The following is a 16,578-nucleotide window of genomic DNA, read 5'->3' on the forward strand; positions in this document are numbered from 1 at the left end:
ACTAACTGTCTCTTAAACACATAAATTAAGTACTAAAAGCCCCATAAATACTGTGACACATCCACATCACAGGAGTAATATACGCCCCGTTAAACTCGCTGTTTTTTGTTCTTTAAAATAAATTTAAGGTTAGCCAATGAATGCTTGGTATCTCATTTGTTTTCTCTCTGCTATTGCTATTTTTATTGCTTATGCAAACCAATATGTTCTTAAAATGCAAACCACCATTGCTATAACCACAGGCTCTGTAGCTATATCATTGCTATTAATTTTTTCTGTGAAATTACTTGGCGATACTACCGCATTAGAAATGACGCAAATTGTCGCCAGTATTAATTTTAATGAATTGCTTTTAAAAGGCATGCTTGGATTTTTGTTATTTGCAGGTGCGTTAGAAATTAACCTGCTGGCACTGCGCAAGCAACGATGGGAAATAACCGCGTTAGTTTTATTCTCAACCGTGGTGTCTACTTTTTTAATTGGCTATTTAAGTTTTTATATTTTTGCCGCGCTGGGCTGGCCCGTCCCTTTTATATATTGTTTACTTTTTGGTGCGTTAATAAGCCCAACCGATCCTATTGCGGTACTGGCAATTATCAAACAATTACGCGCCCCTGAAGGTATTTCGGTCCAAGTAGAAGGTGAGTCTTTATTTAACGATGGTATTGGCTTGGTCATTTTTACTACTTTATTTTCTGTAGCATTTTTTGGCACAGATGCTAACCCAGCTGACATTGCAAAGCTATTTTTTGTTGATGCTATAGGCGGAATCGTATTTGGTTTAGCAATGGCTTTAGTGGGACACTTTTTAATAATTAACTGTAAAGACGTAAACATACGTTTATTAATTACCTTAACTATTCCAACCGCTGGCTTTGCTGCTGCCAATCTATGGGAAATATCTGGTGCCTTAGCTATGGTGACAAGTGGTATTATTTTAGGAAATATTACCCGAGCAAAAGCAACTGAGCGCACTGGCCCCGAAAATACGCGCTATATAAAAGACTTTTGGCACGCTACAGATAGCTTTTTGAATGCGCTATTGTTTTTAATTATTGGTATGTTGATTGTCACAATGCCAGTAACAATGGGTGAAATTGGCCTTGGACTAGTTATGGTGCCCGCTATTTTATTAGCGCGCTTTATTAGTGTAGGCGCGCCGTTTGTGATATTTAAGCGCTTTAGAAATTACGATAAGCACAGTGTTAAAATTTTGACCTGGGGTGGTTTACGCGGGGGGTTAGCATTGGCTATGGCAGCTGCTATCCCACGTGATGAAGTGTTTATATCTGGCAGCGATCTGCACGATTTAATCGTTATTGTAACGTATGTTGTGGTTATATTTTCCATTATTGTGCAGGGTTTAACTATCTCGCCACTTATTCAAAGCAGTATAAAATCTACCAAACACACTCACTAACTTTCTATATTTAACCCACAGTGTATTAACTGTGGGTTAGTTATTTTTAGGGTACTATTTTTAATACAGTTTTATATAAGCGTAATAAAAATAGTTTTGATTTTTTAAAATTTTTATAGGGCTAATTATGTCCAGTAAGTTTAAAAGTATTTTTCCATTATTTTATGGCGTTAAGCCTCATAAGTTTCTTCTCTTTCCTGTGTTATTACTTAGTTTTTTTTGCTTTTCAACACTCGCATCACCCCCTCTTGAACAAACGAAAATTAAACAAATTGCTCAACTCGCCGAATATGTTGGGGTAGATTACGTTGCCGCTGTAGGCAATGGTGAAATACTCGATGCTGATGAATATGAAGAAATGAGCGAGTTTTCATATGTTATTCTTGAGCAAGCAAGCCAGCTTTCAAATCAAACAAATAAATTTGATACCGTCAAAGCAAATGCACAAGCGCTGCATACAGCAATTTTTAATAAAGCGAGTGTAGTAGAGGTACGAAAGGCAAGTTCTGCGCTTCGCGAATCACTACTTACTTTTATGCCTCAGTTATCTTTACCCACAACACTTTTACCAATTGAACAAACAAAAGCACTCTTTGCTGCTAATTGTTCTATGTGCCATGGCTTAAGTGGACAAGGTAATGGCCCGCTTGCTAAAAACCTAACACCAGAGCCAACCAATTTTACTGACAAAGAGCGCGCAACTAACCGGTCGCTAATGGGCTTATATGATGCTGTTACAAATGGTATTAACGATACACCCATGGTTGCTTTTACACAGTTAAATGAGCAGCAGCGTTGGTCACTCGCCTTTTATGTAGGGAGCTTGGCATTTAAAGATATACAAAAGCCCGAAGGGCCTTTCGAAAATGTTACCGCTTCGCAAATTGTAAACCTAAACCCAGCGCAGCTTTCTGCTGGTCAAAGTGATTTACAGGCGCATTATGTAAAATGGTTACGCGCTAATCCAGCGCAATTATTTACCACTAAAAAGAACCCGATAACTATAACCCGTACACAATTACTCGCAGCACAGACAGCGCATGCTAAAGGCAATTACTCTCAGGCGAGTGATTTAGCAATTAGCGCCTACCTAGATGGCTTTGAGCTTGTTGAAAATAACTTAAATGCTTACGACGAAACTTTGCGTAAAAACATCGAAATACAACTGATGAACCTGCGCCAAACCTTCAAAAATGAGAAAGATGCTGCCATCGTTGACGAAAAAGTAAGTGCAGCGCTAACTCAACTTGCTAAAGCAGATAGCTTGTTAAACGAAACCAAGTTAACTGATGGTGCACTCCTCTCAGCAAGTTTAGTTATATTGCTACGCGAAGGCTTAGAAGCATTATTAGTTGTTATTGCGCTCATGACTGTGCTTATAAAAACGCACCGCCAAGATGCGCTTAAATACGTTCATATTGGCTGGGTTATGGCACTCATTGCAGGCGGCTTAACATGGGCAGCAGCGCAAACATTAATACAAATAAGCGGTGCAAGCCGCGAAGTTATGGAAGGTGCAGGCGCCCTATTTGCAGCTATTATTTTGCTATACGTTGGCGTATGGATGCACAGTAAAACCAGTGCACAACAATGGCAAAAATACATAAAAGACAATATTGATGAGCGTCTTGAGTCGGGTACATTATGGGGATTAGCGGGGCTTTCTTTTATTGCTGTATACCGTGAAGTTTTCGAAACGGTATTATTTTATCAGTCGTTATTAACGCAAAGCTCTCAAACGCAGTATTCATCCGTGGCTGCTGGATTTGGACTGGGTGTCGCTTTATTAGCACTTATTGCATGGGTGTTAGTCAAATATTCGATTAAGTTACCTATTGCAAAGTTTTTTGCCTATACAACGTACTTATTATTTGCACTTGCCTTTGTATTAATGGGTAAAGCTGTCATTGCATTACAAGAGGCTGATATAGTTGCTATAAGCTCAATGCCGATAAACTTTGATATTGCACTACTTGGTTTAAAATCTACGTGGCAAGGCTTTATAGCGCAAATTGCTGTTGTAGCCATATTTAGTTTTTATATTTTTAAAGCAAAAAAGCACTAACAAGTAGATAAGGCGTAAAGAACAACACGCCCATAATAGTAAAAAGTCATTCGTGGCTTTTTACTATTATTCATTCAGATCATGCCCACGTATCTAAATGTTTATTCCCTTCATCATCTACGGTAATCGCTTTTTCATTATCGGTGTTTGCGCTTTTGTTGCCCTGAGCCTGCGCTAACCTTTTTTTGTTGAGCGTTTGCTTTTTTTCGTTCTCAAGCTTAATTTTTTGCGCTTGCGGCATATTTTGCACACCAGCAATATGAAATGCCCTTTTTGGCTCAAGCTCTAACCGTGAAATTTTCCCTAAAAAAGGGATCATTATATCCATACTCCCCTCCTTAACCTGTTTATTAGTAATTAGATAAGTTGTCTCATAATGGTTAATTTGCCTACAATTTAAGCATTAAAACAGCTATAAATACTGTTTAGCTTTCAATATTATCGGCAGTTATAAGATATGCTTTAATTTGGCAAAAAAAAGCTTGCCTTAGTTAGGCGGTTTATGTTTTTATGAATGCGAAATTTATTGAAACAGATTAAAGCTTAACGCTCACTAAATAGCGCTAAGCAAAATAGGATAAAAAATGCGCTTAAACCTGACAACAGTACATCATCACCACCATTCACCGGAATAACCTGTCAGGTCTTTCGCTGAGAGGTTATTCCTAAAAGGAACCTCTGGCGATTCAAAACACATTGATTCATTTTCGCCCTGAGGTTCCCCTCGGGGTTTTTAGTTTTTAAATTAAAGGAAAATGAATAATGAATAACACAAATCGTCTACGTATCGCCATCCAAAAAGGCGGTCGCCTGTCTAAAGATTGTCAAGATTTACTAAAGCAACTAGGTGTTAAATTAAACCTACGTGAGCAACGCTTAATTGCACATTCAACTAATATGCCAATTGACGTACTACGTGTGCGCGATGACGATATTCCGGGCTTAGTAATGGACGGTGTATGTGATTTAGGTATCGTTGGCGAAAACGTACTAGTTGAAGTACAAGCTGAACGTGAGCGCCAAGGTGTACCAAGCGAAGTTAGCAAACTAGCTAAACTAGATTTTGGTTACTGTCGCCTTGCACTTGCATGGCCGCAAGAGCTTGGCCCACGCGATAAAAGCTGGTTTGAAGGCAAGCGTATTGCAACAACTTACCCTGAAATTTTAACGCAGTGGTTAAAACGCGAAGGCATCAACGCAAGCACTGTCATGCTGACAGGTTCTGTAGAAGTGGCTCCACGTGCAGGTCTTTCAGATGCAATTTGTGATTTGGTTTCTACCGGCGCAACGCTTGAAGCTAACGGCCTAATTCAAGGTGATACAATTTTAGAATCAAACGCGTGTTTAATTCAAAATAAAGACCTTCAAGATGAAGAGAAACTAGCGCTAATCAATAAGCTTATGCCGCGCCTTCGTGGTGTTAAACAAGCAAAAGAAAGCAAATACATTATGCTACACGCACCAAAAGCTAAACTTGATGAAATATGTGAGCTTTTACCAGGCACTGGCCAACCAACTCTGCTGGCACTTGCTGGTAATGAAGAGTATGTAGCGCTTCACATGGTAAGCAGCGAAACATTATTTTGGGAAACCATGGAGCAGCTTAAAGCCCTAGGCGCTAACTCTATTTTAGTAATGCCAATTGAAAAAATGATGGAGTAAGTACCATGCTTCGTTGGAATGAGGAATCTTCACAAGTACAAGCAGCGGCGCTAATGCGCCCTGCGGTTTCTGCCAGCGCAAAGGTTGAAGCAATATGCCAAACAATTATGAGCGATGTTAAAGAGCAAGGCGATAAAGCCTTACTTGATATGGCTAAAAAGTTTGATAATAGAGCTAACCCTCGTTTACGTGTACCCCTTGATGAAATAAATGCATCAGAGCAAGCACTAAGCGCAGAGCTTAAATACGCAATTGACAACGCTTATGCAAACGTTAAACGTTTCCACGAAGCGCAATTGCCTAAAGATATTAAGTTATCAACTCAACCAGGCGTTGAATGTGAACTGAAATATCAGGCCATCGAAGCTGTGGGTATTTATGTACCAGGTGGCAGTGCTCCACTGCCATCATCGGTTATTATGCAGGGTGTACTAGCACAATTAAGTGGTGCTAAAACCGTTGTACTTGCAACTCCAGTGCAATGTGATGAACGCATTAACCCTGCTATTTTATATGCAGCAAAACTGTGTGGCATTACGACCTTAATTGAAAGTGGTGGCGCAGGCGCTATAGCCGCAATGGCCTACGGTACGGAATCAGTGCCTAAAGTGAACAAAATTTTTGGCCCGGGTAACAGCTTTGTAACGATGGCCAAACAACTTGTTGCGCAAACTATTCCTGGCATGGCAATCGATATGCCAGCAGGCCCATCAGAAGTATTAGTAATAGCAGATGAGCGTGCAAATCCAGAATTTATAGCGGCCGATCTACTCTCGCAAGCTGAGCATGGCGCAGACTCGCAAGTTATTTTATTGTGCAACAGCGAAAGTATCATCGAACAAACGCAGCAGGCGCTTACACGCCAACTTGCAAACTTAAGCCGAAAAGAGACTGCCGAGCAAGCACTGGCTAATTCATCACTAATTTTAGTGGACTCTGTTGAACAAGCATTTGAGGTATCAGCGCAATATGGTCCTGAGCACTTAATTTTGCAATTAGCAGATTCAACACCTTATTTAGATAAAGTAAAAAATGCAGGCTCAGTATTTGTAGGCGACTATACACCAGAATCAGCGGGTGATTATGCATCGGGTACTAACCACGTGTTACCGACCTACGGTTACAGCGCAACGTATTCAAGCTTAAACTTGCTTGATTTTTTCCGCACTTACACAGTACAAACTATAACTAAAAGTGGCTTAACACAGCTGTCAAAAGCTATTTTACCAATAGCAGATGCAGAAGGCCTTGATGCACACGCAAATGCGGTTTCAATTCGTTTAGAGGCAATTAAAAATGAGCAATAAGAGCGCACAAGCGACAAGCTTATTACCACAAAATATTGCAGCACTTGCTGCCTATAGCTCTGCTAAAAGTGAAAAGTTAACAGGAACAACGTGGTTAAATGCCAACGAAAGCCCGTACGCTAAAAACCTTGAACTGAGTATTGAAGATTTAAATCGCTACCCAGATCCACAACCGCAACTGGTGATTGACCGTTACGCTGCGTATACAGAGCTTGAAAGCGAAAACGTATTAATGACGCGCGGCGCAGATGAAGGCATTGAGCTTTTAGTACGCACTTACTGTGAACCAGCAAAAGACAGCATTGCCCTATTTTTGCCAACCTACGGTATGTACAAAGTAACGGCTGATACCCATAACGTTGCAATCAATGGCTTAACGCAAGCGCTATTACTTGATGGCAGTGTTGATGAAATAGCAAAGGCTGTTGGCAGCTCAAAACTGGTGTTTATTTGTAATCCAAATAACCCAACGGGTAGTTTAACACCGCTTAATAAAGTAAAAGCAATTGCAACAGCGCTTGCGGGTAAGGCCTTAGTTATAGTTGATGAAGCCTATATTGAGTTTTGCCCAGAGCAAAGCGCCACCGCACTTATAAATGAATTTAATAATGTAGTGGTACTGCGCACCTTATCAAAAGCGTTTGCACTTGCAGGCCTTAGAACCGGTTTTACACTTGCACAAAAAAGTGTACTTGCGCCAATTCGCAAAGTAATTGCGCCGTATCCGGTATCGGGTGTGGTGGCAAGTATTGCAGCGCAAGCAATTGCACCTGATGCAATTACATCAATGCGCCGCCAAGTGACTATTTTAAATAGCTTAAAAGCTAAGCTGGTAGATTGGCTAAACGCCTCCCCTGCAGCATTAAAAATTCTCACTGGTGAAGGTAACTTTGTTACCTTAAAATTAGCCAACAAAAACTCCTTTAAAGTCGCCCTTGAGCAAGGTTTAGTAATGCGCGCGTTTACCCTATACGGTGAAGACGATTGGCTACGAATTTCAATTGGTAGTGAACAAGAGCTCGAACAAGTAAAAATTTGGTTAGATGGCTTAAAAACGCCAACTGCCGCAGCACCATTAGCAGGAAACGAAGTATCATGAGTAACCCCTATTTATTTATAGACCGTGACGGCACCATTATTGAAGAGCCAGTCACCGACAAACAGGTAGACAGCCTTGAAAAGCTTGCCTTTTTACCTGGTGTTATCCCAGCTTTATTACAATTACAAGCCGCCGGTTACCGTTTAGTAATGGTATCGAATCAAGATGGCTTAGGCACAGACAGCTTCCCGACTGCTGACTTTGATATAGCACAAGATAAAATGATGGACATAATGCAAAGCCAAGGTATTAGCTTTGATGAAGTATTAATTTGTCCACACTTTGATGAGCAAAACTGTGATTGCCGTAAACCTAAAACAGGTTTATTAACTGAGCTTATGCGCTCTGGCAAAGTTGATTTAGCACGTTCATATGTAATTGGCGATCGCCAAACAGATATTGGCCTTGCACAAAATTTATGTTGTGAAGGCATTTTATACGATGGGAGCTGGCCAGCCATTGTTACTAAGCTTACAACTGCCAATCGCGAAGGTCGTGTTACGCGTAACACCAAAGAAACCCAAATTGATGTAGCCATAAACCTAGATCAAACTAAAAACGGTAGCATAGATACAGGCCTTGGCTTTTTTGATCACATGCTTGATCAAATTCGCACCCACGCCAACATTGGTTTAAACATTAAAGCGAAAGGCGATTTACACATAGACGAGCACCACCTTGTTGAAGACATTGGTATTGCCCTAGGTGTTGCACTTAAACAAGCGCTTGGCACTAAATCGCAAATAGCGCGCTATGGTTTTGCACTGCCAATGGATGAATGTAAAGCAGAGGCACAAATTGATTTATCGGGTCGCGCTTCGTTTGTATTAAACGCTAACTTTAGCCGCGAAAAAGCAGGCGATTTAGACGTACAAATGGTTGAGCACTTTTTCAAAAGCTTAAGCGATAATGCCGCTATTAGCCTTATTTTATCGGTAAGCGACGGTAACTGTCATCACCAAGTAGAAGGCTTATTTAAAGCGTTTTCACGCGCCCTTCGTATGGCAATAGCACAAGACACGAGCCAACAAACGGCCAGCTCTAAGGGATGTTTATGATTGCCATAATTAATACAGGTTGTGCCAATATAAATTCAGTACGTTTTGCGTTTGAACGCCTAGGCCAAACGCCAACAGTAATTACTTCACCAGAGCAATTAGCGGGTTTTGAGCGCGCTATATTGCCAGGTGTTGGCCATGCATCGGTTGCCATGAAACGCCTAGTAGATAACGGCTGGCAACAAGCTATAAATGAATACCAGCGCCCGCTTATGGGTATTTGTTTAGGTATGCAGTTACTGTGCGAAAGCACCGAAGAAGGTAATGTACAGTGCCTAGGTAAAATACCAGGGCAAGTAAAAGCGCTTGATGTAGGCAACTTAACGTCGCCGCATATGGGTTGGAATAACTTAAGCGTAAATAAAGAGCATGCACTTACTAAAGGGTTAACACAAGACGAGCAAGTGTACTTTGTACATAGCTTTGCACACACCGTAAACGATGCAACACTTGTAAGCGGCGAATACGGCCAAACCTTTTCAGCCATAGTTGCAAAAGACAACTACGCTGGTATGCAATTTCATCCTGAGCGCAGTGCAAAAGTAGGCACACGTTTATTACAAAATTTTGTTGATTGGCAGCTATAAACTGCCCATTGACCAACAATAAAGAGATTATTTGTGATTATTCCAGCATTAGACGTATTACAAAATCAAATTGTTCGTTTATACCAAGGTAAATACGACACCGCTCAGTTTTACCCTTTTGAGCTTGGTGCACGTTTAAAAGAATACGCCGACAGCGGCGCAGGTAAGCTACACCTTGTAGACTTAGAAGGCGCACGCGATCCGAGTAAAAAACAGTGGCAACATATTCAAGCCGCAACTAAAGCGCTTAATGTACCGTACCAAGTGGGCGGCGGTATTCGCTCAGAGCAAGATGTAAGTGATTGGCTAAAAGCCGGTGCTAATCAAGTTGTTATTGGCTCAATGGCGGTAGAAAAACGTGAGCAAGTAAAAGCCTGGATTGAACAATTTGGTGCAGAGCACTTTGTTATTGCCCTTGATGTAAATAAAACACCCACTGGCTGGGCACCTGCTACGCACGGTTGGTTAAGTGAATCTGAGTTTGGCTTACTAGAGCTTGTTGATTTTTATGTAAGCTTAGGCGTTATTGATTTTTTATGTACGGACATCAGTAAGGATGGCACCATGACAGGTCCATCGTTTGAGCTTTACGAAGATTTAACTCGTCACAACAGCACTATTAAAGTGCAAGCTTCAGGTGGCGTAAGTTCACTTGATGACATTAAAAAACTTAAAGAGCTTGGCGTAGGCGGCGTTATTTTAGGTAAGTCACTGCTTGATGACGCATTTAGTGTTGAGGAGGCGTTGGCATGTTATCAAAACGCATAATCCCGTGTTTAGATGTTAAAGACGGCCAAGTAGTAAAAGGCGTTAAATTTAAAGGCCATGAAGTTGTTGGTGATATTTTAACAATGGCAAAAGCCTACAGCGATGCCGGTGCCGATGAACTGGTTTTTTATGAAATAAGCGCAAGTGTTGAAAAACGCTTACTTGATGTAAATTGGGTAGAGAGCATTGCCCGCCATATTGATATTCCATTTTGTGTGGCTGGCGGTATTAAATCGGTCGCCGATGCAGCACGTGTACTAGAGCGTGGCGCCGATAAAATAAGTATTAACAGCCCTGCGATTGCACGCCCTGAGCTTATAAAAGAGCTTCACGATGAATTTGGTAAACAATGTGTTGTGGTAGGAATTGATAGCTTTTACGATGAAGTGACCGGTGAATACTTAGTGTATCAATTAACCGGCGATCCTAATGCATCAAGCCGTACACGTTATAAAACCGAGGAATGGATTAAACGCGTACAAGACTTAGGCGCAGGCGAAATTGTTTTAAACTGTATGAATCAAGATGGCGTACGTAACGGTTACGACAATGAGCAGCTAAGTAAAATGCGCGCATTATGTAATATCCCACTTATCGCATCAGGCGGTGCAGGCAGCATGCAAGACTTTGTTGATGTATTTAAACAAAGTGAAGTCGATGGCGCGTTGGCAGCGAGCGTTTTTCACAAAAATGTGATTAACATTGGCGAATTAAAACAATTTTTAACAGATAACCAGGTGGCAGCAAGGCTATGCAAGTAACACAACAGAACCAAACTCAAGTAGATTTTGCTAAAAGCGAAATGATCCCTGCGATTGTTCAAGATGCCCGATCTGGTGTTATTTTAATGCAAGGCTTTATGAACAGCGAAGCGCTTAAGGTAACCCTTGAAAGCAACAAAGTGACATTTTATTCGCGCTCTAAATCGCGTTTATGGACCAAAGGCGAGTCATCGGAAAACTACTTAAATGTGGTATCGGTTCATACCGATTGTGACTACGATTCAATTTTAGTTCTGGCTAATCCAGAAGGCCCAACGTGTCACTTAGGCACACAAAGCTGCTTTGGCGATGATGTTAAACCTAGCCTGAGCTTTTTAGCGCAATTAGAAGATGTGATTGTTGAGCGTAAAAATGACGACCCATCTAAAAGCTACACCGCTTCATTGTTTGCTAAAGACTTAAGCCGCAGCTGTCAAAAAGTGGGCGAAGAAGGTGTAGAAGTAGCGCTTGCTGCAATGAAACACGATAACGATGAGCTAACTAATGAATCAGCTGATTTAATTTATCACCTTACTGTATTGCTTCAACGCCAAGGCTTAGCCCTAGAAGACGTTGTAAAATGCCTACAAGGTCGCCATAAATAATACACCTGCTTTGTTTTAGCGCATTTACAGGCCCATATTTTATGGGCCTTTTTACGTTATGGTATTTATTTTTTTACATAGGTTGCGTATGGTGCAGCTTAACTATTTCTTTTAGCGTTGCTTATGAATAAATCAATTATCACAGCCTTATCCTTATTGGTACTAACAGGCTGTGTAAGCCAAAAAGCCCCTGCGCCTAAACTAGTAAAAACACAAAACACATGTAGTCCACTAAACACATTACTTAATGCGCACACTAATGGCTTTAATGCAGTAAAAGCAAATAAAGTGGGTAATGATTTTATAAACCAGTGGCATGCTAATACTCATTTTATAGGCAATACCTGCACCATTACTCAACATAATAAACAGTTTAGTTATCAATGCACGAGTGAAAGCAAACAAGCCCATGCCACACATCTACATATACAAACAGTGGATAAAATACGTCAATGTTTAGCGTCACAAGGCTGGTACGAAAATACCAAAGAGTCAGCAACTTCAATGAGTAGTAACTTTGTTTTGAATGAAGCTCATCCAGTTATCACCTTATTTACCTCTCAAAGCAGAACGCGCTATATTACCCGTTTTGAAATTGCTCCACCGCTAGGAAATTAAATGCAAAAACCCACACACTCAAACACTAAGTTAAAAACAGACTGTTTAGGCATATGTGAGCGCCGCAGCGGTTATTGCACTGGCTGCGGGCGAACTAATGAAGAAATATTTGATTGGATCATCCTCAGCCAAGAAGAAAAAAACGCAATTTTAGCGCAGCCAAGAGCAGACTTAAAAAAGCCATAAATTTGCCACTTGCGTGTAACAGCCCCCCTTTAGTATTACTAAAAAAAGTATGGGGTGATCATCATGGCGGCAATATTTGTAATAAACTTAGCGCGCTCAACGCAGCGACTAGCAAATACTCAAATGCAACTTGCACGGGTTAACTTGCCATTTGAACGTATTGACGCCGTAGATGGCGCACAATTGAGTACAGAGCAAAAATTTCTGCATTACAGCTTACAATTAAACAAACAAAAGTATCACTACCCGCTCAGCAATGGCCAAATTGGCTGCTATTTAAGCCACCGTAAAGCATGGCAAAAGATAGTGGATGAGAAATTAAAATACGCAATTGTGCTAGAAGATGATTTTTATATTGATGACAGCATTCATGATGCGATTAAAAATATTGAGCAGCTAAACCAACCCTGGCAACTTATTAAACTCGCCGCGTATGAAAACCGCACCCGCCCTATTGCCTATCAGCAAAACCTAAATAACCACCAGCAATTAGTCATACATAAAAAACTAATGACTGGCTGTTGTGCTACGGCAATAAGCTATGAAGGGGCTAAGCAATTACTTAAAGCCACAGCCCAATTTGGGCGCCCTGTAGATTGCGACTTACAACATATTTGGGAAACCCAAGTAAATGGTTTTTCACTAATGCCATACCCTGTTTCGCAAAATACAGACATACAAAGCGATATTGCAAGCTGCGATTCTAAAACTAAGGTTAAAAAAGCATTTTTGAGGCGTAAAGCACAACAAATTAAAAGCTGTATTTTTAATAAGGTTTATACAAGCGCCTTTGCAAAAAAATTTAAACAGAATGAAAAAGGAGCCTCAAAGGCTCCAAGTTTAATTACTCAACGTTTATAACATCCTTAAAAGTTGAGAACTTGGTATGCCCGTTTGCGGTAATAATGCGGGGGTAACTGCAAATACTTCTGGAATTTTACTTTTGATTTCGTTCATTTTTTTTCGGTTATTTTGTTTATCATAAACATAGTATTTAAGGATATTTCCGTATACATCATCTTTTGCATCAACCTGCTCTAGTGTTTTTAATGCCTTATCGTAATCAGCGAGGTAAATGTATGCCAGTGCTAAGTTATCAGCAGAGCCAACATGTAGCTTCCCTTCAAGCTGTTTTGATAAATCTTCAAGTTCTACAACTGCAAGCTCATAACGCCCTAGTTGTATATACGCGGTTGCTAGTGAATTTTTTAAAAAGTAAGGCGGGTTACTACCAGGCTCATACCATTTTTCGTAAGCACTCAGTATATCTTCATATTGCTCAAGTTTAGAGTAAACGTGATCTAGCAGCCTAAAGCTTTGTAGTTTAATTTCTGCTTCTTCAAAACCAGCAAGTTTATCTCTATTTAAGTGCCATTGTTGTATGCCTTGCGCAGCTTGGTTTAAAAGTTCAGGGTTATCACTTTTTGCCCCTGCTGCACTTTTAAGAAGCTGTGCAAGTTGTTGATTATATTCTTCACTTTTAACAGGAGCCTGAGACGTATTATTACTTTGCTGCTTGTTATCTGAACTACCATCTACAATTTGCGCTGCAGCTAAAGCACTAAAAGACATTGCCGCCGCAACCATAACCAAATATTTACTTTTCATTGTTTTTTCCTTGTTTAACATTTTGATCCTCTGAATATTAAAACTCTTAGAATGAGCAATATTCAAAAGTGGGGGGGTAAAAAAGTTAGGCGAGCTTTTAGCACTTTGCTCTTGTAGCAATAAACTAGCTAAATCCAATTGGTATTTACCTTTTAGCTTTTGCATACACAACTCATCACAGCTAAGTTCGAGTTGCTCTCTTGCTAAACCTGTTAACTTTAAGCAAATAGGATTCCACCAAAAAACGCTTTCTATAAAACAAATAAGCCACGTCCAATAAATATCACCTTGTTGTAAATGGGTTACCTCGTGCTGAATGACTGAATCTAATTCTTCACGATTTACCATCGTCGACTCTAACCAAATAACAGGCTTTATTAATCCTGTAGCAAAAGCTGGCTCTGTATGGGTTGTTAGTCTAATTGAATACTGATTATTGATGTGTTTAAGTTCAGGACTAGGCTTTGAGTTAATGTATAAATTTTTTATAAGCTTTACATATAAGCCCATGCGTAATAAAAACAATCCAAAACCAGCTAAAACTAAAACCGTAAAAACAATACTAAGTGATGGCAATAAGTCCCATATACTCATATCGCTTTGTAATTGATCCTTAATTGCTATTTGTTCAGCGTTTGGTATTAATGCTTTAACATCGGGAATCAATTGCGTCACGTTGAATGTGTAACGATTTGCCCCTTCAAATAACGGTAGCTGGGAAAAGTACTGCCAAGGGATAAACCAACATGCCAAGGCAATCATTAAAATGTAAAAATTTAATCGTGCTGGGGCATTTTTTAATCCTTTTACTGTAAGTAAAATGCATAAGCTAATGAGCGTGCAAGTTAGTAAATAATCCCTCATTACCCTCTCCTTTAATCTAACTTCTTATTTTTTAAAAGCGTTTGTAAGTATTCTATATCTTCATCATTTAGCTTTTCTTCTTTGATAAAGTGGGCAATTAAACTACGAGAATTACCTTTAAAAAATCGTTGCATAAAACTAGGCATAGCTTGCTCCGATAACGCGTCTTGTGTCACGATTGTTCTAAAAACAATGGCTCGCCCTTCATGTCCACAGCGCTCAATCGCTCCTTTATGTTCTAACCTATCTACAATAGTTTTGACTGTTGTATAGGCTACTTGTTTATCTTTTTGCTTATCAGCTAAAAGCACTTTATGTAGTTGACTCGCAGTACAGGGTTCTTCCTGCCAGAGCAGCTGCATAATATCCATTTCAAAATCACTAAGTTTCATTGTCGCTCCTATTACTACACTTGTAGTGGTACTGTTACAAATGTAGTAGTTAGAAATCTTAGTGTCAATACAAAATTGACATATGAATAAAAAACACACGGTAGAAATATAAAAGCCTTAGGAAGGTTTTAAAATAAAGACATATGAAACAAGTAGGTATAATTATTAATTGATTTTAGAAAAACATAAAAAACGAGAGTATATTTTCAACTAACGCTTTTTATGTTTTAAGCTTTTTATGAAAGGTAGTGAGGTAACTATGCTTTATCGAGCGCTTGGCTCACATCGGCAATAATATCGGCAATATTTTCAATCCCTACCGATAAGCGAATTAAATCACGGCTTACGCCTGCACTAGCCAGCTCTTCATCGTTTAATTGGCGGTGTGTAGTTGACGCAGGATGGCATGCAAGCGACTTAGCATCGCCAATATTAACTAAGCGTAAAATCATGTTTAGTGCATCAATAAAGCGCGTGCCTGCTTCAAGGCCGCCCGCAATACCAAAGCTTAAAATACCGGATGCTTTACCACTGGTAATTTTTTGGCTCATTGCATTATACGGGCTTGATTTAAGCCCTGCGTAATTAACCCAAAGCACTTTTGGATGACTTTCTAAAAACTCTGCTAACTGCTGAGCGTTTTCGCAGTGGCGATCCATCCTTAAGCCTAAAGTTTCAAGGCCAATTAAAATGTCAGAAGCATTTTTAGGGGCAAGCGCTGCGCCTGTATTTCTAAGAGGTACAACCCTACAACGTCCAATAAAAGCCGCTTCAGCAAAGGCATCGGTATACACCACGTTGTGATACGACGGGTCAGGCTCGTTCATCATTGCAAAACGCGTGGCATTGGCTTTCCAATCAAATTTACCAGAATCGACAATCATTCCACCAATAGCTGTACCGTGTCCGTTTATATACTTGGTCAGTGAATGAACCACTATATCGGCGCCTAGTTCAAATGGGCGGCATAAATACGGGGTAGCAACGGTATTATCAACAATCAAAGGCACGCCTTTACTGTGTGCAATTTTTGCTAGCCGTTCAATATCAACAATGTTCCCAGCTGGGTTACCAATTGACTCACAAAATACTGCGCGAGTATTATCGTCAATGGCCTTTTCAAATGCCGTGAAGTCATCAGCTTTAATCATACGAGCCTCAATACCTTGGCGCGGTAACGTATGAGCAAATAAGTTATATGTACCGCCATATAATTGGCTGGTACTCACAATATTAGTGCCAACTTCACACAAGCATTGAATGGCATAGGTAATCGCTGCCATACCCGAGGCGACCGCAAGTGCACCAATGCCCCCTTCCATTGCGGCAATACGTTGCTCAAGCACGGCATTTGTTGGGTTCATAATACGAGTATAAATATTGCCTGGTACTTTTAAGTCGAATAGATCAGCGCCATGCTGTGTGTTATCGAACGTGTAAGATGAGGTATGGTAAATAGGCACCGCTGCAGATTTAGTGGTTTCTTCAGACTCGTAACCATGGTGCAGTGCTAATGACTCTAATTTCATATTTATATCCTTTAATATTGTGTTTCTTAAACCTAGCATTTTTAGGTTA

The 16,578-nt window shown here is 40.2% G+C and carries 17 protein-coding genes; 13 read left to right on the top strand and 4 right to left on the bottom strand.

The window, feature by feature from the left end; genetic code table 11:
- The first annotated feature begins 136 nt into the window (after positions 1 to 136).
- A complete protein-coding gene (locus AN393_RS01060) occupies positions 137 to 1,420 on the top strand; it encodes a sodium:proton antiporter (protein WP_055013641.1) in 1,284 nt (427 codons plus the stop codon).
- Positions 1,421 to 1,547: 127 nt separating this feature from the next.
- On the top strand, positions 1,548 to 3,485 hold the full coding sequence (locus AN393_RS01065) for a cytochrome c/FTR1 family iron permease (RefSeq protein ID WP_082422649.1): 1,938 nt from the start codon (positions 1,548 to 1,550) through the stop codon (positions 3,483 to 3,485).
- A 79-nt stretch (positions 3,486 to 3,564) separates the two neighbouring features.
- Here AN393_RS01065 and AN393_RS01070 read toward each other — a convergent pair whose 3' ends face one another.
- Positions 3,565 to 3,813 (bottom strand): hypothetical protein, encoded by a 249-nt coding sequence (locus AN393_RS01070; RefSeq protein WP_055013642.1) that lies wholly within the window; start codon positions 3,811 to 3,813, stop codon positions 3,565 to 3,567.
- Between the two features lie 434 nt (positions 3,814 to 4,247).
- Between AN393_RS01070 and hisG the strand changes: the two genes are divergently transcribed.
- The 11 genes from hisG (at position 4,248) to AN393_RS01125 (ending at position 12,997) form a co-directional block, all read left to right on the top strand.
- Positions 4,248 to 5,147, top strand: a complete 900-nt coding sequence (gene hisG / locus AN393_RS01075; protein ID WP_055013643.1) for an ATP phosphoribosyltransferase — start codon at positions 4,248 to 4,250, stop codon at positions 5,145 to 5,147.
- Positions 5,148 to 5,152: 5 nt separating this feature from the next.
- Positions 5,153 to 6,454 carry a histidinol dehydrogenase gene (gene hisD / locus AN393_RS01080; protein WP_055017094.1) on the top strand — a complete coding sequence of 434 codons (1,302 nt, stop codon included), beginning with the start codon at positions 5,153 to 5,155 and terminating at the stop codon, positions 6,452 to 6,454.
- Positions 6,444 to 7,553, top strand: coding sequence for a histidinol-phosphate transaminase (hisC, locus tag AN393_RS01085; protein ID WP_055017095.1), 1,110 nt, complete (start codon positions 6,444 to 6,446; stop codon positions 7,551 to 7,553). Before hisD ends, hisC begins: the two co-directional genes overlap by 11 nt.
- Positions 7,550 to 8,611 (top strand): bifunctional histidinol-phosphatase/imidazoleglycerol-phosphate dehydratase HisB, encoded by a 1,062-nt coding sequence (gene hisB, locus AN393_RS01090; RefSeq protein ID WP_055013646.1) that lies wholly within the window; start codon positions 7,550 to 7,552, stop codon positions 8,609 to 8,611. The genes hisC and hisB overlap by 4 nt, the downstream gene beginning before the upstream one ends.
- Positions 8,608 to 9,198 carry an imidazole glycerol phosphate synthase subunit HisH gene (gene hisH, locus AN393_RS01095; protein WP_004586382.1) on the top strand — a complete coding sequence of 197 codons (591 nt, stop codon included), beginning with the start codon at positions 8,608 to 8,610 and terminating at the stop codon, positions 9,196 to 9,198. The genes hisB and hisH overlap by 4 nt, the downstream gene beginning before the upstream one ends.
- A gap of 33 nt (positions 9,199 to 9,231) precedes the next feature.
- Positions 9,232 to 9,966 carry a 1-(5-phosphoribosyl)-5-[(5-phosphoribosylamino)methylideneamino] imidazole-4-carboxamide isomerase gene (locus AN393_RS01100; protein WP_055017096.1) on the top strand — a complete coding sequence of 245 codons (735 nt, stop codon included), beginning with the start codon at positions 9,232 to 9,234 and terminating at the stop codon, positions 9,964 to 9,966.
- On the top strand, positions 9,948 to 10,727 hold the full coding sequence (gene hisF, locus AN393_RS01105) for an imidazole glycerol phosphate synthase subunit HisF (RefSeq protein WP_055013648.1): 780 nt from the start codon (positions 9,948 to 9,950) through the stop codon (positions 10,725 to 10,727). The genes AN393_RS01100 and hisF overlap by 19 nt, the downstream gene beginning before the upstream one ends.
- Complete coding sequence (hisIE, locus tag AN393_RS01110; RefSeq protein WP_055017097.1) at positions 10,718 to 11,332, top strand: bifunctional phosphoribosyl-AMP cyclohydrolase/phosphoribosyl-ATP diphosphatase HisIE; 615 nt, start codon at positions 10,718 to 10,720, stop codon at positions 11,330 to 11,332. Before hisF ends, hisIE begins: the two co-directional genes overlap by 10 nt.
- A gap of 123 nt (positions 11,333 to 11,455) precedes the next feature.
- The gene (locus tag AN393_RS01115; protein WP_055013649.1) at positions 11,456 to 11,950 is read left to right on the top strand and encodes a lipoprotein; all 495 of its coding nucleotides are present in this window, start codon (positions 11,456 to 11,458) and stop codon (positions 11,948 to 11,950) included.
- Positions 11,951 to 12,136: a DUF1289 domain-containing protein gene (locus tag AN393_RS01120; RefSeq protein ID WP_024031736.1), complete on the top strand. Its 186-nt coding sequence runs from the start codon at positions 11,951 to 11,953 to the stop codon at positions 12,134 to 12,136.
- 63 nt (positions 12,137 to 12,199) lie between these two features.
- Entirely contained in the window at positions 12,200 to 12,997 is a 798-nt protein-coding gene (locus AN393_RS01125; RefSeq protein WP_055017098.1) for a glycosyltransferase family 25 protein, read from the top strand.
- Here the strand turns inward: AN393_RS01125 and AN393_RS01130 are convergent.
- The 3 genes from AN393_RS01130 to AN393_RS01140 all read right to left on the bottom strand — a co-directional run bounded on the left by AN393_RS01130 (position 12,992) and on the right by AN393_RS01140 (position 16,529).
- Positions 12,992 to 14,608 (bottom strand): M56 family metallopeptidase, encoded by a 1,617-nt coding sequence (locus tag AN393_RS01130; protein ID WP_055017099.1) that lies wholly within the window; start codon positions 14,606 to 14,608, stop codon positions 12,992 to 12,994. The two genes, AN393_RS01125 and AN393_RS01130, sit on opposite strands and share 6 nt — an antisense overlap.
- Positions 14,609 to 14,619: 11 nt before the next feature.
- Complete coding sequence (locus tag AN393_RS01135; protein WP_055013653.1) at positions 14,620 to 15,000, bottom strand: BlaI/MecI/CopY family transcriptional regulator; 381 nt, start codon at positions 14,998 to 15,000, stop codon at positions 14,620 to 14,622.
- A gap of 257 nt (positions 15,001 to 15,257) precedes the next feature.
- A complete protein-coding gene (locus AN393_RS01140) occupies positions 15,258 to 16,529 on the bottom strand; it encodes an O-acetylhomoserine aminocarboxypropyltransferase/cysteine synthase family protein (protein WP_055013654.1) in 1,272 nt (423 codons plus the stop codon).
- Between the last annotated feature and the right edge of the window lie 49 nt (positions 16,530 to 16,578).

The sequence above is a fragment of the Pseudoalteromonas sp. P1-25 genome, from assembly GCF_001401805.1.
In the GTDB taxonomy this organism is placed as follows: domain Bacteria; phylum Pseudomonadota; class Gammaproteobacteria; order Enterobacterales; family Alteromonadaceae; genus Pseudoalteromonas.